General features: G+C 65.8%; 12 protein-coding genes. 6 read left to right on the forward strand and 6 right to left on the reverse strand.

The window, feature by feature from the left end; all coding sequences use genetic code 11:
- Nucleotides 1-142: 142 nt before the first annotated feature.
- Nucleotides 143-1,054, reverse strand: coding sequence for a glycine betaine ABC transporter substrate-binding protein OsmF (gene osmF, locus ACEVQ6_RS14990; protein ID WP_374889831.1), 912 nt, complete (start codon nucleotides 1,052-1,054; stop codon nucleotides 143-145).
- 333 nt (nucleotides 1,055-1,387) lie between these two features.
- Between osmF and ACEVQ6_RS14995 the strand changes: the two genes are divergently transcribed.
- On the forward strand, nucleotides 1,388-2,032 hold the full coding sequence (locus ACEVQ6_RS14995) for a peroxiredoxin-like family protein (protein ID WP_374889832.1): 645 nt from the start codon (nucleotides 1,388-1,390) through the stop codon (nucleotides 2,030-2,032).
- 79 nt (nucleotides 2,033-2,111) lie between these two features.
- Here the strand turns inward: ACEVQ6_RS14995 and ACEVQ6_RS15000 are convergent, their stop codons facing one another.
- Both ACEVQ6_RS15000 and ACEVQ6_RS15005 read right to left on the reverse strand, forming a co-directional pair.
- A complete protein-coding gene (locus ACEVQ6_RS15000; protein ID WP_374889833.1) occupies nucleotides 2,112-3,284 on the reverse strand; it encodes a YeeE/YedE family protein in 1,173 nt (390 codons plus the stop codon).
- 95 nt (nucleotides 3,285-3,379) lie between these two features.
- Complete coding sequence (locus tag ACEVQ6_RS15005; protein ID WP_374889834.1) at nucleotides 3,380-4,309, reverse strand: sulfurtransferase; 930 nt, start codon at nucleotides 4,307-4,309, stop codon at nucleotides 3,380-3,382.
- A gap of 888 nt (nucleotides 4,310-5,197) precedes the next feature.
- Between ACEVQ6_RS15005 and ACEVQ6_RS15010 the strand changes: the two genes are divergently transcribed.
- The 4 genes from ACEVQ6_RS15010 to ACEVQ6_RS15025 are packed head-to-tail and all read left to right on the forward strand — an operon-like array spanning nucleotide 5,198 to nucleotide 9,862.
- On the forward strand, nucleotides 5,198-6,517 hold the full coding sequence (locus ACEVQ6_RS15010) for an LLM class flavin-dependent oxidoreductase (RefSeq protein ID WP_374889973.1): 1,320 nt from the start codon (nucleotides 5,198-5,200) through the stop codon (nucleotides 6,515-6,517).
- A gap of 32 nt (nucleotides 6,518-6,549) precedes the next feature.
- Nucleotides 6,550-7,518: an ABC transporter substrate-binding protein gene (locus ACEVQ6_RS15015; RefSeq protein ID WP_374889835.1), complete on the forward strand. Its 969-nt coding sequence runs from the start codon at nucleotides 6,550-6,552 to the stop codon at nucleotides 7,516-7,518.
- Nucleotides 7,519-7,523: 5 nt separating this feature from the next.
- Nucleotides 7,524-8,369: an ATP-binding cassette domain-containing protein gene (locus ACEVQ6_RS15020; RefSeq protein WP_374889836.1), complete on the forward strand. Its 846-nt coding sequence runs from the start codon at nucleotides 7,524-7,526 to the stop codon at nucleotides 8,367-8,369.
- On the forward strand, nucleotides 8,366-9,862 hold the full coding sequence (locus ACEVQ6_RS15025) for an ABC transporter permease (protein WP_374889837.1): 1,497 nt from the start codon (nucleotides 8,366-8,368) through the stop codon (nucleotides 9,860-9,862). Before ACEVQ6_RS15020 ends, ACEVQ6_RS15025 begins: the two co-directional genes overlap by 4 nt.
- A 203-nt stretch (nucleotides 9,863-10,065) precedes the next feature.
- Here the strand turns inward: ACEVQ6_RS15025 and ACEVQ6_RS15030 are convergent, their stop codons facing one another.
- The 3 genes from ACEVQ6_RS15030 to ACEVQ6_RS15040 form a co-directional block, all read right to left on the reverse strand.
- The gene (locus tag ACEVQ6_RS15030; RefSeq protein WP_374889838.1) at nucleotides 10,066-10,275 is read right to left on the reverse strand and encodes a dodecin; all 210 of its coding nucleotides are present in this window, start codon (nucleotides 10,273-10,275) and stop codon (nucleotides 10,066-10,068) included.
- Between the two features lie 23 nt (nucleotides 10,276-10,298).
- Entirely contained in the window at nucleotides 10,299-10,502 is a 204-nt protein-coding gene (locus tag ACEVQ6_RS15035; protein WP_374889974.1) for a hypothetical protein, read from the reverse strand.
- Between the two features lie 641 nt (nucleotides 10,503-11,143).
- A complete protein-coding gene (locus tag ACEVQ6_RS15040) occupies nucleotides 11,144-11,599 on the reverse strand; it encodes an RrF2 family transcriptional regulator (protein ID WP_374889839.1) in 456 nt (151 codons plus the stop codon).
- A 70-nt stretch (nucleotides 11,600-11,669) separates the two neighbouring features.
- On the opposite strand from ACEVQ6_RS15040, the gene ACEVQ6_RS15045 reads away from it, so the two are divergent.
- The gene (locus ACEVQ6_RS15045) at nucleotides 11,670-12,680 is read left to right on the forward strand and encodes an ABC transporter permease (RefSeq protein ID WP_374889840.1); all 1,011 of its coding nucleotides are present in this window, start codon (nucleotides 11,670-11,672) and stop codon (nucleotides 12,678-12,680) included.
- The last annotated feature ends 35 nt before the right edge of the window (nucleotides 12,681-12,715 follow it).

Genomic DNA, 12,715 nt, shown 5'->3' on the forward strand with positions numbered 1-12,715 from the left:
GCATGGTCCGGGAGCATCTCCCCGACGGGGGAGATGCGTCGTCCTGCCGGAAGCGGCTCGTCGCGAGCCGATCCCGCGTTGCGGAGAGCTGCGGCGGGTACGCGCCACGGCGGGCCTTGCGCGAAGGCGGCGCCGACCTTTCCTACTTCAGAAAGCCGTTCTTCTTCAGGAAATCCTCGGCCACGGCCTTTGCAGGCTCGCCGCCGACCTGGACGCGACCGTTGAGCTCCTGCAGGGTCACCAGATCGAGCTTCTCGAAGACCGGCTTCAGCAGGGTTTCGATTTCCGGATGCTCGGCCAGCACGGCCTCGCGAATGATCGGAGCGGGCTGGTAGACCGGCTGCACGCCCTTATCATCGGCAAGCACGACGAGCCCGGAGGGCGCGATGCCGCCATCGGTCCCGTAGACCATCGCGGCGTTCGCGCCGTTGGTCTGGTTGGCGGCCGCAGCAATCGTTGCGGCCGTGTCGCCGCCGGACAGCGTGATCAGCTGTTCGGGCTTCAGCGTGAAGGCATAGGTTGTCTGGAAGGCGGGAAGCGCGGCGGCGGAATTGACGAATTCCGACGAGGCCGCCAGGATCACCTGGCCGCCATTGGCGACATACGCGCCGAAGTCGGACAGGGTGGCGAGCTTGTTCGCCTCCGTCACATCCTTGCGAAGGGCGATGGCCCAGGTGTTGTTGGCGGGCGACGGCGTCAGCCAGACGATCTTGTTGGCCTCATAGTCGAGCTTCTTCGCCTCCGCATAGGCCTTGGCAGCATCCTTCCAGAGCGGGTCGTCGGCCTTTTCGAAGAAGAAGGCGGCATTGCCGGTATATTCGGGATAGATGTCGATCTCGCCGGCCGTGATCGCCTGGCGCACGACCGGGGTGCCGCCAAGCTGGACGCGGTCGGTCGTCTCGATGTTGTTGGCATTCAGCACGGCAAGAATGATATTGCCGAGGACGCCGCCCTCCGTGTCGATCTTGGAGGATACGACAACCTGGGCCTCGGCCTGCGTCCCTGCAAGGAGCAGCAGGAAGGCGCCGGCGATCAACTTCGTCTTTCCAGACATATTCCGTTTCCTATCATCGTGTGTTTTGCCTGACGGATGCACGTTCGCGACGGCGCGTGCGGCCCGGTCATTTTTTGATCACGGATCGCCCCGCCCGTCGGGGCATGAAATTCCGATATAGGTCAGCGCCGGATAAAAAACACATCGCGGCCCGTTCTGCGGCGGACGCAGGAGGCGAAGGACCGGCAGGATACCGGACGGCTCCGTCAGTCGCCGCGGCCTTCGCCCTCGGAGGACGTAATTTCAATATTCTTCATAGAATAAGACGATTTTCTCTCGTCTCCTTCCGCGGGATGCCGGTATTCAGTGCCTTATCAACGGAGGACGTGACGAATGGCACTCTCAGCAGTTTTGCAGCAGACCGTCGAGACCCTGCGCAATGCGCTTCCCGCACCGATCTTTGACGCGATCGGTCAGTCGATCGCAGACCTCAAGCAAAGTGGGATAGAAGACCGGGCTCCGAAGGTCGGAGAGCGGATTTCATTGCCGGTGCTGACAGGTGCAGATGGCGGACGCATCGATCTGGCCGGACTTGCTGCGGACGGTCCCCTGGTCATCTCCTTCTACCGCGGGGGGTGGTGCCCGTACTGCTCGATCGAACTGCGCGGCCTGTCAGCGATTGCCGACGATCTGAAGCAACGGGGAGCGGCGCTCGTCGCGATATCGCCGGAAACGCCTGATAATGCTCTCGCAACGGCCGGCAAGAACGCGCTCGGATTTCCTGTGGCGGTCGACGCCAACAATGAATTTGCACGCTCGCTCGGCATCGTGTTCGCGCTGCCGGAGGGTCTGCGTCCGCTCTATCGCCAGATCGGAATCGACCTCCCCGTCTGGAACGGCGACGAGAGCCATGAACTGCCGCTGCCTGCCACCTTGATCGTCGACCGGGACGGCGTCGTGCGTTTCATCGATGCCGACGCGGATTTCACGCGACGGACCGAACCCGAGGATATCCTGAGCGCCCTCGCCGCAGTCTGAGCGAAATCCCCGAAAGAGAGCCGCAAGACGGTCATTTTCGTCCGGAATGCGCTTCGGGTCGAAGCGACGCCGTCTCCGTTCATGCACGGAAGGCACGTTCAAAACGGTCGATTGCGCGCAGGGTGACGACGGCGGCGGGAAGCATGAAAGCGAGGAAGAGCCATCCCGACAGGGCTCCGGCCTGAATGCCCGACAGCAGGACGCCGACGGTGCAGCCGAGCCCGGTCATCGCGCCCCATCCCATCAGAACGCCCCCGGCAAAGCGCGCGCAGAGGCCGCGCGGATCCGGCCAGGACGGTTTGAACTGGCCGCCCGCAAGCGCGGCCGCGAAGCTCGCGGAGACGAGGCCGATGACGAAGACCCCGTTCGCAGACAAGACCGATGTCTTGAGCGCGCTGATGCAGCCGCGCACCGTCTCCAGCCCGACCAGCGTTTCCGGCACGAGACCTGCGGCAAGGCCGGCCGTTCGCGTCAGGCTGCCCAGTTCCGCCGTCACGCCCAGTGGCGCGACGCGCAGATAGGAAACGGCGCCGATCACGGCAACGACAAGCCCCGTGACGACCGGCGGCCAGCGCCGGATGAACATCTGCTCGAATGCGGGAGCCGTCGCAGATGCCGCCCCGGTGCTTTTCGCCTTGCGCAGGACAAGCCAGGCCAGGAGCGAGATCACGACGAGCGCCAGACCGGTCGCGCCCGCATGACCGAAGATGGAGGGAAGCCATAAGGGGCGGTCATTATAGACCGTGACTGTATAAAGCCGGTTCCAGCTGAGGAAGCCCAGGAGGAAGCCGACGGCGGACCCGAGGAGTGCCGCCAGCGATCCGAAGGCGCCTTCACCCAGACGGTAGAGATGCGCCGAGAGGCACGAACCCGAAAGGGCCATTCCGACGCCGAAAGCCGTGGCGGCCAAGGCGAGCACCCAGCCGACGGGACCGATATGGGCCCCCGGCGGCAGGCGATCGGCCTGTGGCACCGGCACCCAGGCGCCGAAGACGGATTGATAGAGGATGACGCCGGCGCCCAGCGCGACCAGGATCGCGATCAGCCCCGAGGCCTCCCGGCGCTCGACGAAATCGCGCAGATTGCAGAGAAAGCAGAAGCGGCCCCGCTGCAGCACGATCCCGAATGCCGCGCCGGCAAGGAGGGAGAAGGAGAGGGTTCGACCGGCGGCATCCTGTGAAAGCCACAGGCTCCAGATCAGGATGGCGCCGATGACGGCGAGGGACAGGACGCGTGGAAGGAGAAGGGGCATGGCGGCTCGATCGCGGAACGGCAAGGGGCAGGCGCCTGGTGGCACCTGCCCCGGCAGACGCCCGGCACGGGGCGGACGGTCAAGGCCGGGACGGCCTATTTCCCGGTCCAGATCGTGCCGGCGAGGTTCGTCACGGGCACGCCGACCGCATTTCCGTACTCGGTCCACGACCCGTCATAGTTGCGCACGTCATAGCCGAGGATCTTCTTGAGGGCGAACCATGTATGGCTCGAGCGCTCGCCGATGCGGCAATAGGTGATGACCGGCGTCGACCCGTCGATGCCCTGCGCGGCATAGATGGCCCTGATGTCCGCCTCACTCTTGAACGTGCCGTCCTCGTTGACGATCTTGCCCCAGGGAACATTGACCGCCCCGGGAATATGGCCGGCGCGCACCGACAGCTCCTTGACGCCGTCGGGCGCGAAGATCTTGCCGGCATACTCGTCCGCCGAGCGGATATCGACCAGCTTGACGTCGTGCTTGCCTTCGGCGACGGCAACCACATCGACAAAGCGCGCGCGAACGGAAGTGTCGCGCTCCGCCAGCGTCAGGCTGGAATCCGCGTGGTCCGGCAGCGCGGTGTCGAGCGGAAGACCCTCGGCTTCCCAGAGCTTCCGCCCGCCGTCAAGCAGCTTGACCTGGCCGCCGAGCCCATAGACTTCGAACACCCAGGCGCCCCAGGCCGCAAACCAGTTGTTGTTGTCGCCGTAAAGCACGATCGTCGTGTCTTTCTCGACCCCGGCATCGCGCAGCACCTTTTCGAATGCCTCGCGGCTGGCGATGTCGCGCCGGGTCGGATCGACGAGATCGGTATGCCAGTCGAGATGCGCCGCGCCCGGAATGTGGCCCCGCTCATAGACGCCCGTGTCGACACTCACCTCGAAAATCCGCACCTTCGGATTTGCCAGATTCTCCTGCAACCATGCCGCATCCACCAGCGCCTCGGATGCCTGCGCGGCGCCTGAAAACGACAGGGCAGACGTCGCCAGTGCCAGAAATGTCGTTGCGGCCCAAATCCTTGCCATGAAATTCCTCCGGATCCTGTGTTGATACGGTTGAAGCTTCATGGAATTTCAAAGCCACAGAAAGAAATGATATTCTATAGATTCACTCAACATGAGATCGTTCTGGCAACGGCATTCCCCGTCATCACACTGTCGTGATATTCCTGAAGCAAGATCTCGTCCCGGCCGGAACATCCACCGGCAGGATGTCAGGGAGATTGCCGGCGATCCGCATGATCATTCGACGTCTGCTTGCACGGCGCCGGCCATTGCGGTTGCTCGACGGGGGAATTCAGCGGTTCCCGTCGCCTTCGGTCCGCAGGCTCGCCTCTCCTCGGCTGTCGCGTGACCCTGAGCGCCGCGCGCTGGCGCCGCCGCCTTCGTCTGGGATCCTTCGGCTGCATGCTTCGCCCCATGGTCGGCGCGGCGGCGAGCGACCTGCGCGGCCCGTGTCCCGGCCATACCGGGCGGCCACGATGCGTGATGACGGCTGCAGCCTGGCACAGCGCGCCGCGCAGGCGGACGTCCCCGCTCTGGCGATCCCGCCCGAGGGGTCGCGTTCGCCTGGCTGGTCGCGCGACGGCGCGAGGCAGACCCGCGGCCCGACCGTCGTCGACGATGTGGATTGGGAGGGATCGCCCGTCGCAAACGGGTCTCGTGTTGTGCGACACATGCAGCTTCCGGATGATCCCCTTCGCCGGCCGTCCCGCCGGACGGGTCGATAGTCCACACCGAAACACGGCCTGATCGGCGGTCGAACGGAAATATCCCTCAAAAAAGATATTTCAGAGTTAATCCATAAAAAAGATTAGCATTTCTGTGAGGACGGGTCCTCGCCCTTATGATCGGGTACATTCCTTCAAAGGCGCTCCTGCTTTCATATCTCGCCAGACCATCGCCCTCGGCACCATCCTCTATCCCAGCGGCCATCATGTGGCGGCCTGGCGGCATCCCGCGACCTCGGTGACGGCGAATATCGATGCCGGCCACTATATCCGTGCGGCGCGTGAAGCCGAGGATGCCGGTTTCGAGATCGCCTTCATCTCCGACCGGCTCGGCGTGCCGAAGGCGCGGGAAGAGGCGCTCCGGCGGGTCGACGAGTGGTCGCATGGTTTCGAGGCGCTGACGCTGGCCTCCGCCGTTGCTGTCTCCACCACCCGCATCGGCGTCGTCGCCACCGCGTCCACCACCTTCAACGAGCCGTTCAATCTCGCCCGGCAGCTCGCCTCCCTCGATCTGATCAGCGACGGCCGCATCGGCTGGAACATCGTCACCTCCTCGCTCGAGCAGGAAAGCGAGAATTTCAATCCCGTGCCGAGCTTCGACAATGGCGACCGCTACCGGCGGGCGGACGAGTTCGTCGATGCGGTGACGGCGCTGTGGCGAAGCTGGAAGCCGGACGGCTTTGTCCGCGACAAGGAAAGCGGCGTCTTCTTCGAGCCGGGCACGGTGAACGAGGCCGGCCATGCGGGCCCGCATTTTCGCACCCGCGGGCCGCTCAATGTCATCCCCTCGCGCCAGGGGCGGCCGCTGCTCGTGCAGGCGGGATCGTCGGAGGCCGGCAAGGCGCTGGCCGCGCGCACTGCCGATGTCGTCTTCACCGCCCAGCCCGATCTCGTCGCCGCGCGCGGCTTCTACCAGGATGTGAAGAGGCGCGTGGTGGCCGCCGGCCGCAACGCAGACGATCTGCGTGTTCTCCCCGGCATTTTTCCGGTGATCGGTGCAACGAGGGCCGACGCCGAGGATCGCTACGCCGAGCTTCAGCACCTGATCCAGACCGATGTGGCCCTGTCGCTGCTCGAAACCTATCTCGGCGATGTCGAACTCTCGGCCGTCGACCCGGATGGTCCCTTGCCGGATCTCCCCGTCTCCAATTCCATCCGCAGCCGCCAGTCGCTGCTCGTCGATATCGCCCGGCGCGAAAACCTGACCGTTCTCGGCCTTGCCCGCCGTATCGCCGGGGCGCGCGGCCATTTCCAGCTGATCGGCACGGCCGAGGATGTCGCCGGCGCCATCGAGGACTGGGTGGCCGGCGGTGCCGCCGATGGCTTCATGCTGCTGCCGCCGACCTTCCCGGATGGACAGACCGATTTCATCCGCCATGTCGTGCCGCTGCTGCGGCAACGCGGGCTCATCGCGGCACCCGATGCCTCCGGCACGGTGCGCGAGCGGCTCGCCCTGCCGCCCGTCGACGCCGCCTTTCCCCATCACCGGCGCGAACGCGCCTGATCCCCATCGCTCCTTCAACGAACGGATCTCTCATGCAATCCCTGATCAAGACGCTTCTCGCCACCTCGGCGCTTCTCGGCACGCTCTTCCCGGCCTTCGCCGGCGCCGCGCCGATCACCATCGCCGATCCCGGCTACGCGACGGCGCAAGGGACCGCCTATGTCGTCAAGGTGCTGCTCGAAGAGCAGCTCGGCAAGGACGTGGAGGCCGTCAAGGCCGGCTCCGTGCCGGTCATCTGGGAAGCGCTGAACCGCAACGCCGGCGAAGTCGACATCTGGACGGATGTCTGGCTGCCGAACCAGCAGGCGCTGGTCGACCAGTATGCCAAGGCCGGCGGCACCGTGACGCTCGCCGCCCATTCCTATCCGGGCACGCAGGGCTATTGCACGACGAAGGCGATCGCCGACAAATACGACATTCACTCGGTCTACGATCTCTCCGATCCGGCGAAGGCGGCGGTCTTCTCGGCCGATGGCAAGGGCAAGGGCCGCATCTGGCTCGGCGCCGCCGGCTGGCTGTCCACCAATATCGAGACCGTGCGCGCCCGCGACTACGGCTTTGCCGATTTCTTCGAGCTGCAGACGACCGACGAGGCCGTGGCGACGGCGGATCTCGATGCGGCGGTGAAGGCCGGCACCGGATGGGTCGGCTATTGCTACGGTCCGCACCAGAATTTTGCCCGCTACGACCTTGAAGTGCTGAAGGAGCCCGCCAACGATCCGGCGAAATGGACCTTCGTCGAGCCGTCCGATCCGAACTGGCTGGAAAAATCGAAGATTGCGACGGCCTACAAGGATGCCGCGATCCACATCGCCTATTCGAACACGCTGGCGAAGTCCGCGCCGGAGGTGGCCGCGATCCTCGAAAAGGTGACGTTCACCACGGATGCGGTGAGCAAGCTCGCCTTCGCCATCGCCGTCGAGGGCAAGACGCCGGAGGCGGCGGCGAAGGAATGGATCGCCGCCAACCCGGAGACCATTGCCGGCTGGACCGGGAACTGAAGCCGATGATCACGCTTGAGGACGTCTGGAAGGTCTTTGGCGCCGACGAGGCCGCGGTTCTGCGGCTCGCCCGCAGCGAGACGCCGGATGCGGACGCCCTCAAGCGGCTCTCCGGCGTGATCGGCGTCGCCGGCGCCTCGCTCACCATCGGGCGGGGCGAACTCGTCTGCCTGATGGGCCTGTCGGGCAGCGGCAAGTCGACGCTCGTGCGGCTGATCAACCGGCTCCTGGAGCCGAATGCGGGCCGCGTGCTGATCGATGGCGAGGATATCCTGACGCTCGACGCGAAAGCCCTGCGCCGCCTTCGGGCCCGGCGGATCGGCATGGTGTTCCAGTCCCATGCGCTGATCGGCCATCTGTCGATCCGCGACAATGTCGCGCTGCCGCTGGAAATCTGCGGCGTGGCGCGCACCGCGCGCGAGGATCGCGCCGAGGAACTGCTCGCCCGCGTCGGCCTTTCCGGGCTTGGCGACCGGCGCGTCTCGGCGCTTTCGGGCGGCATGCAGCAGCGTGTCGGCCTCGCCCGCGCGCTTGCGGCCGACCCGGACATCCTGCTGATGGACGAGCCGTTCAGCGCGCTCGACCCGCTGATCCGGCACGACCTGCAGACGCAGTTCATCGCCCTGTCGCAGGACCTGAAGAAGACCACGGTCTTCGTCACCCATGATGTCGAGGAGGCCTTCCGCATGGCCGATCGCGTCGTGCTGATGCGCTTCGGCCGCATCGTCCAGATCGGCACGCCGCGCGATCTCGTCGATCACCCCGCGGACGATTATGTCCGCCGTTTCGTCGCCGGCGCCGCACGCCATCTGGCGCCAACCGCCCCAGCCCGAGAAAAGGCGATCGCATGACCGACGCATCGACGCGCGAGGACGCGATTTCGCGTTTTGCCGGGCGCAGCGCGCCCTATTATCTGAGCGCCTTCGAGGCGATCGGGAAGCAACGCGGCTATGTCGCCTCCTTCAACATCGCCGCCGGCGTGTTCGGGCCGGTCTGGCTTGCCGGACGGAGGCTCTGGTCCGCCTTCTGGGCCTTTCTCATCGCCGATCTCCTGGCCGTCGTGCTCCTTTCCTTTGCGCTGAGCGGCGGGGCGGGCGCCGATCTCGGCGCGCGGGCCGACCGGCTGGAGGGGCTGGCCGCCACCCGATCGGCCGAGGCGAGCGCCGCAGCCGCGCGGGAGCCGGAGTCCGCGATGACACGGTCGCTGTCCCGGTCCGCGACCGCGCTCGAACAGGCGGCACGCGAGGCGCGGGAGGCCGCGGACGCGGCGCAATCCGGCGCATGGCGGGTCGCCTCGCTCGGTCTCGCCCTGCTGCTTGCCGCCCACGTCCTGACGGGTCTGATCGCCAACCATCTGGCGGAGCGGCGTTTTCGCGCCTGGCGGCTGGAGGCTACGGTGGGGACGGCGGATGTCAGCCTGCCGCATGCACTGGGTGCGCTCCTGCTGGTCGTGGCGCTTGTGCCGACCATTGTTCTGAGCTTCGCCGACCGGACGCTGTTTGCCGCCGTTCCCGCCAATCCCGAGTGGAATTCCGCCGCCGCCGCCTGGCTCGACGGCACCATCGGCGCGATCAGCCGCGGCGTCGCGCCGGCGGCCTCCGCGCTGACCTCGGGCATCGGCGGCCTGCTCGATCTGATGGAGGCGGCGCTGACCCGGACGCCCTGGCCGGTGGTGATGGCGATCATCCTGGCGCTTGCCTGGCAGCTCGCGGGTTTCCGGGTCTTCCTGCTGACGGCGGTCGGGATCAGCTATCTCGCCATTCTCGGCTATTGGGAAAAGAGCATGCAGACGGTCGCCCTGCTCGGCACGGCGGCGCTGATCTCGATCCTCATCGGCATTCCGCTCGGCATTCTCTGCGGCTACAGGCGCCGGGCGATGGCGGTGGTGCGGCCGCTCCTCGATTTCATGCAGACCATGCCGGCCTTCGTCTATCTCATCCCGGTGATCGCGCTGTTCGGCATCGGCAAGACGTCGGGCATCATCGCCACGGTGATCTTCGGCGTGCCGCCGGTGGTGCGGCTGACGGCGCTCGGCATCGCCTCCGTGCCGCCATCGGTGCGCGAGGCCGCGGTCGCCTTCGGCGCCACGCGCACGTTCCTTCTGTTCAAGGTCGACCTGCCGAGCGCAGCACCCTCGATCATGGCCGGCATCAGCCAGACGATCCTGATGTGCCTGTCGATGGTGGTGATCGCGGCGCTGATCGGCGCCAAGGGGCTGGGGGAGGACGTGCTGCATGCCCTGCAATATGCGGCGCAGGGACAGGGACTGCTCGCCGGCCTCGCCATCCTCGTCTGCGCCATCGTGCTCGACCGCATGGTGCAGGGCCGGCGTGGAGACCCCTGAGTTCCAGGCGGCTGTCCATTCCTGCCGGGCTGTCGCGGATCGTGGACGGTCGCGATCCCGTAACGCTGCCGCGACATCCGGGTTCGACTGTCGCGGCAAGCATGTCCGAGGGCATCGTCGGTCGGCCGTCTCGCCTTCATCATCAGCACAAGGCGTTGCCCTCGACGCGCAATGGGTCCTGTCGCCGGTCGGGCGACGGCCCGTCAGTCCTCGATGCGCAGGCCTGCCTTCAGGGTCACCTGATAGTGGGCAACGGCTCCGTCGACGATATGACCGCGGATCTCGCCGACCTCGAACCAGTCGAGATTGCGCAGGCTTTGGGAAGCCTTGCCGATCGCGCCCTTTATGGCGTCCTCGATCGAGGTTTCCGAACTGCCGACAAGTTCGACCTTTTTGTAGACATGGTCACTCATGGGTGTTTCCTTTCGATTGATATCTATGCCGCCAGCGAGGACGGCGCCTTGCCTCCGGCTCCCGCCATCAGCTGGTGGATCGATGCCACGACGTCGCCCGTCGAGGCATAGATCCGTCCATCCAGATCGATCACATGGAGCTTGACCGCGAGAAAGCGCAGCATGCCTGCCTCCGGAATGACGATGCCGACCGGAATGCCCGCATATTCGATGACCTGCTTTCCGATGTTCATGTCTCTTCACCCTGGAGCGCGACCGGCCCGCTGATCATCAGCTAGGGGCCGGGACAAAATAATCTAGTATTTTTATAGATTATTTTTCATCGTCGCGGATTGCACGGCATGGTTTGCCCAAATCCAACGTTCGACGCGACATCTTGTTCAAAATCAAAGGCGGCTGCGGATCCGCGTGCTCCGGGCGCGGGTGTCGGATCGCCCGATGCTGGCGGGGGAGCCGCACGGTCCGCCGCCCTGGAAGGGGATCGGTCATGGCGTATGGTTCATGAATCGGGCAGGGACTTGAAACAGCTGGATTGGAGACACGAGACCGAAGAGATCGTTGCGAAACTGCGGCAGCTTGGCCTGTTGGCGGCGCAGGGAACCATGGTCCGGTCGACAGGTGTGACGGACGGTAGAGACCATCGGCGGCAGTCCGGATGCGACCGCCCGAAGGGCGACCGTGTCAAGCGACCGGGGGAACGGAATGCAGAGGATAGCCGCCACCCTCTCGACTGTTCCTGGCGCGATGCCCGACGCACACCCTGCACGATCCGCTCCGCTGGACATCCCGCGCGGTCGGCCCGTGTCACCTGAACGGCGTCGAGCCGCCGTTTCGCGTCCCGTCGACACGCGCCGGCGCTGCGCCGCCGTCAGGTCAGCCGCCAGGCGGAGGGGGGCGCGGCGAGGTCGCGAACGACATCCGGCAGCGCGCCCGCCACAATCTGCGCGAGGCTGACGCCATCGAGAACCCGGACGATGCCTGCCCGGTAGGCCACCCAGACATCGCGCAGTGCCGAGGCGGTCGCATTGTAGTCGAGCGCCTGCGGCGTCGTTCCCCGGATGAGCACCAGTTCCCCTTCCACGGCGCGGATGATCTCGCCGACCGAAATCGTCGCGGGCGAGCGCGCCAGCCAGTAACCGCCGTCCGCTCCCCTCTGGCTGTTGACGATCCCGTCACGCCTGAGGTCGGACAGGATGTTGACGAGGAAATTCAGCGGGATCGCCTGGGCGCGGGCGATCGCCTCGCATTTTTGCGGCTCCCCGCTGGATGCGGCGAGCTCGATCATCGCCCGCACCGCATAGTCCGATTTCGCCGAGATGTGCATCGCTGGCCATTCCAATTCATCACTGATCTTGTGTGTTTCAAGATAGGGCGTCAAAAGCCAGGAAGACACCATGCCCGAACGATCCGCCGCCCTGCCGCCCGTCGCCCCGGTCGCCGCCGCGCCGCCGCTGGCGTTTCTCCAGCGCATGAAGCTCCTCGACGTCCTCCCCGTCCTCGTTCTCGTCGGCCTCGTCGTCTTCTTCGCGACCCAGGCGGACTCCTTTCTCGGCAGCCGCAATCTTCTCGTCATCAGCGGTCAGGTCGGCATTCTGCTGCTCGTCTCGCTCGGGGCGACGCTGGTCATCGTCGCCGGCAGCATCGATCTGTCCGTCGGGTCGGTGATCCTCCTGACCGGCGCCATCCTGTCGCGACTGATCGTCGCCGGCCACGAGTCGACCGTGCTGGTGCTTCTTGCCGCCATCGCCATCGTCGCCCTCGCAGGCCTCCTGAACGGCGCGATCTTCACCTTCGGCCGGGTTCCCTCCTTCATCGCCACGCTTGGCACGCTCTCCTTCTTCAGCGGCCTCGGCCTCACCATCAATGGCGGCCGCTCGATCAATTTCGATGCGCCCGGCGTGCTGGAGCTCGCGATCGGCCAGTGGATTCCGAACATCCAGAACAGCGCCATCATCGGCATCACTGCCTTTGTCGTCGTCTACGGACTTGCCCGTTTCACCCGCTTCGGCCTCTATCTTTACGCCATCGGCGGCAATGAACGGGTGGTGGCGCTGTCCGGCGTGCCGCTCCGGCGCTACAAGATCCTCGCCTTCGTGCTCTCCGGCATCACGGCGGCGCTGTCAGGACTGCTGATCACCGCGCAGCTGTCCTCGAGCGGTCCGTCGCTCGGCTCGACGTCGCTGCTCGACTCGCTCGCGGCAATCGTCATCGGCGGCACGGCGCTGTCGGGCGGCGTCGGCGGCGTTCACCGCACCTTCCTCGGCGTGCTGATCATCACCGTTCTCGTCAACGGGCTCAACCAGCTCGGCGTACAGGATTTCGCCCAGATCATGATCAAGGGTGCCGTCATCGTCATCGCCGCCATCTTCACCATGGCCTCCCAGCGCGGCCTGACGATCAAGTGACCCTGGAGCCCGTGGGGATCCGGGATTCCCGAGTT

This window comes from Ensifer soli (assembly GCF_041928815.1).
GTDB lineage: Bacteria > Pseudomonadota > Alphaproteobacteria > Rhizobiales > Rhizobiaceae > JBHFEI01.

Bases quoted from the DNA above. Each gene is read 5' to 3' on its own strand.
- osmF (WP_374889831.1), bottom strand. From the start codon at position 1,054: ATGTCTGGAAAGACGAAGTTGATCGCCGGCGCCTTCCTGCTGCTCCTT.
- ACEVQ6_RS14995 (WP_374889832.1), top strand. From the start codon at position 1,388: ATGGCACTCTCAGCAGTTTTGCAGCAGACCGTCGAGACCCTGCGCAAT.
- ACEVQ6_RS15000 (WP_374889833.1), bottom strand. From the start codon at position 3,284: ATGCCCCTTCTCCTTCCACGCGTCCTGTCCCTCGCCGTCATCGGCGCC.
- ACEVQ6_RS15005 (WP_374889834.1), bottom strand. From the start codon at position 4,309: ATGGCAAGGATTTGGGCCGCAACGACATTTCTGGCACTGGCGACGTCT.
- ACEVQ6_RS15015 (WP_374889835.1), top strand. From the start codon at position 6,550: ATGCAATCCCTGATCAAGACGCTTCTCGCCACCTCGGCGCTTCTCGGC.
- ACEVQ6_RS15020 (WP_374889836.1), top strand. From the start codon at position 7,524: ATGATCACGCTTGAGGACGTCTGGAAGGTCTTTGGCGCCGACGAGGCC.
- ACEVQ6_RS15025 (WP_374889837.1), top strand. From the start codon at position 8,366: ATGACCGACGCATCGACGCGCGAGGACGCGATTTCGCGTTTTGCCGGG.
- ACEVQ6_RS15030 (WP_374889838.1), bottom strand. From the start codon at position 10,275: ATGAGTGACCATGTCTACAAAAAGGTCGAACTTGTCGGCAGTTCGGAA.
- ACEVQ6_RS15040 (WP_374889839.1), bottom strand. From the start codon at position 11,599: ATGCACATCTCGGCGAAATCGGACTATGCGGTGCGGGCGATGATCGAG.
- ACEVQ6_RS15045 (WP_374889840.1), top strand. From the start codon at position 11,670: ATGCCCGAACGATCCGCCGCCCTGCCGCCCGTCGCCCCGGTCGCCGCC.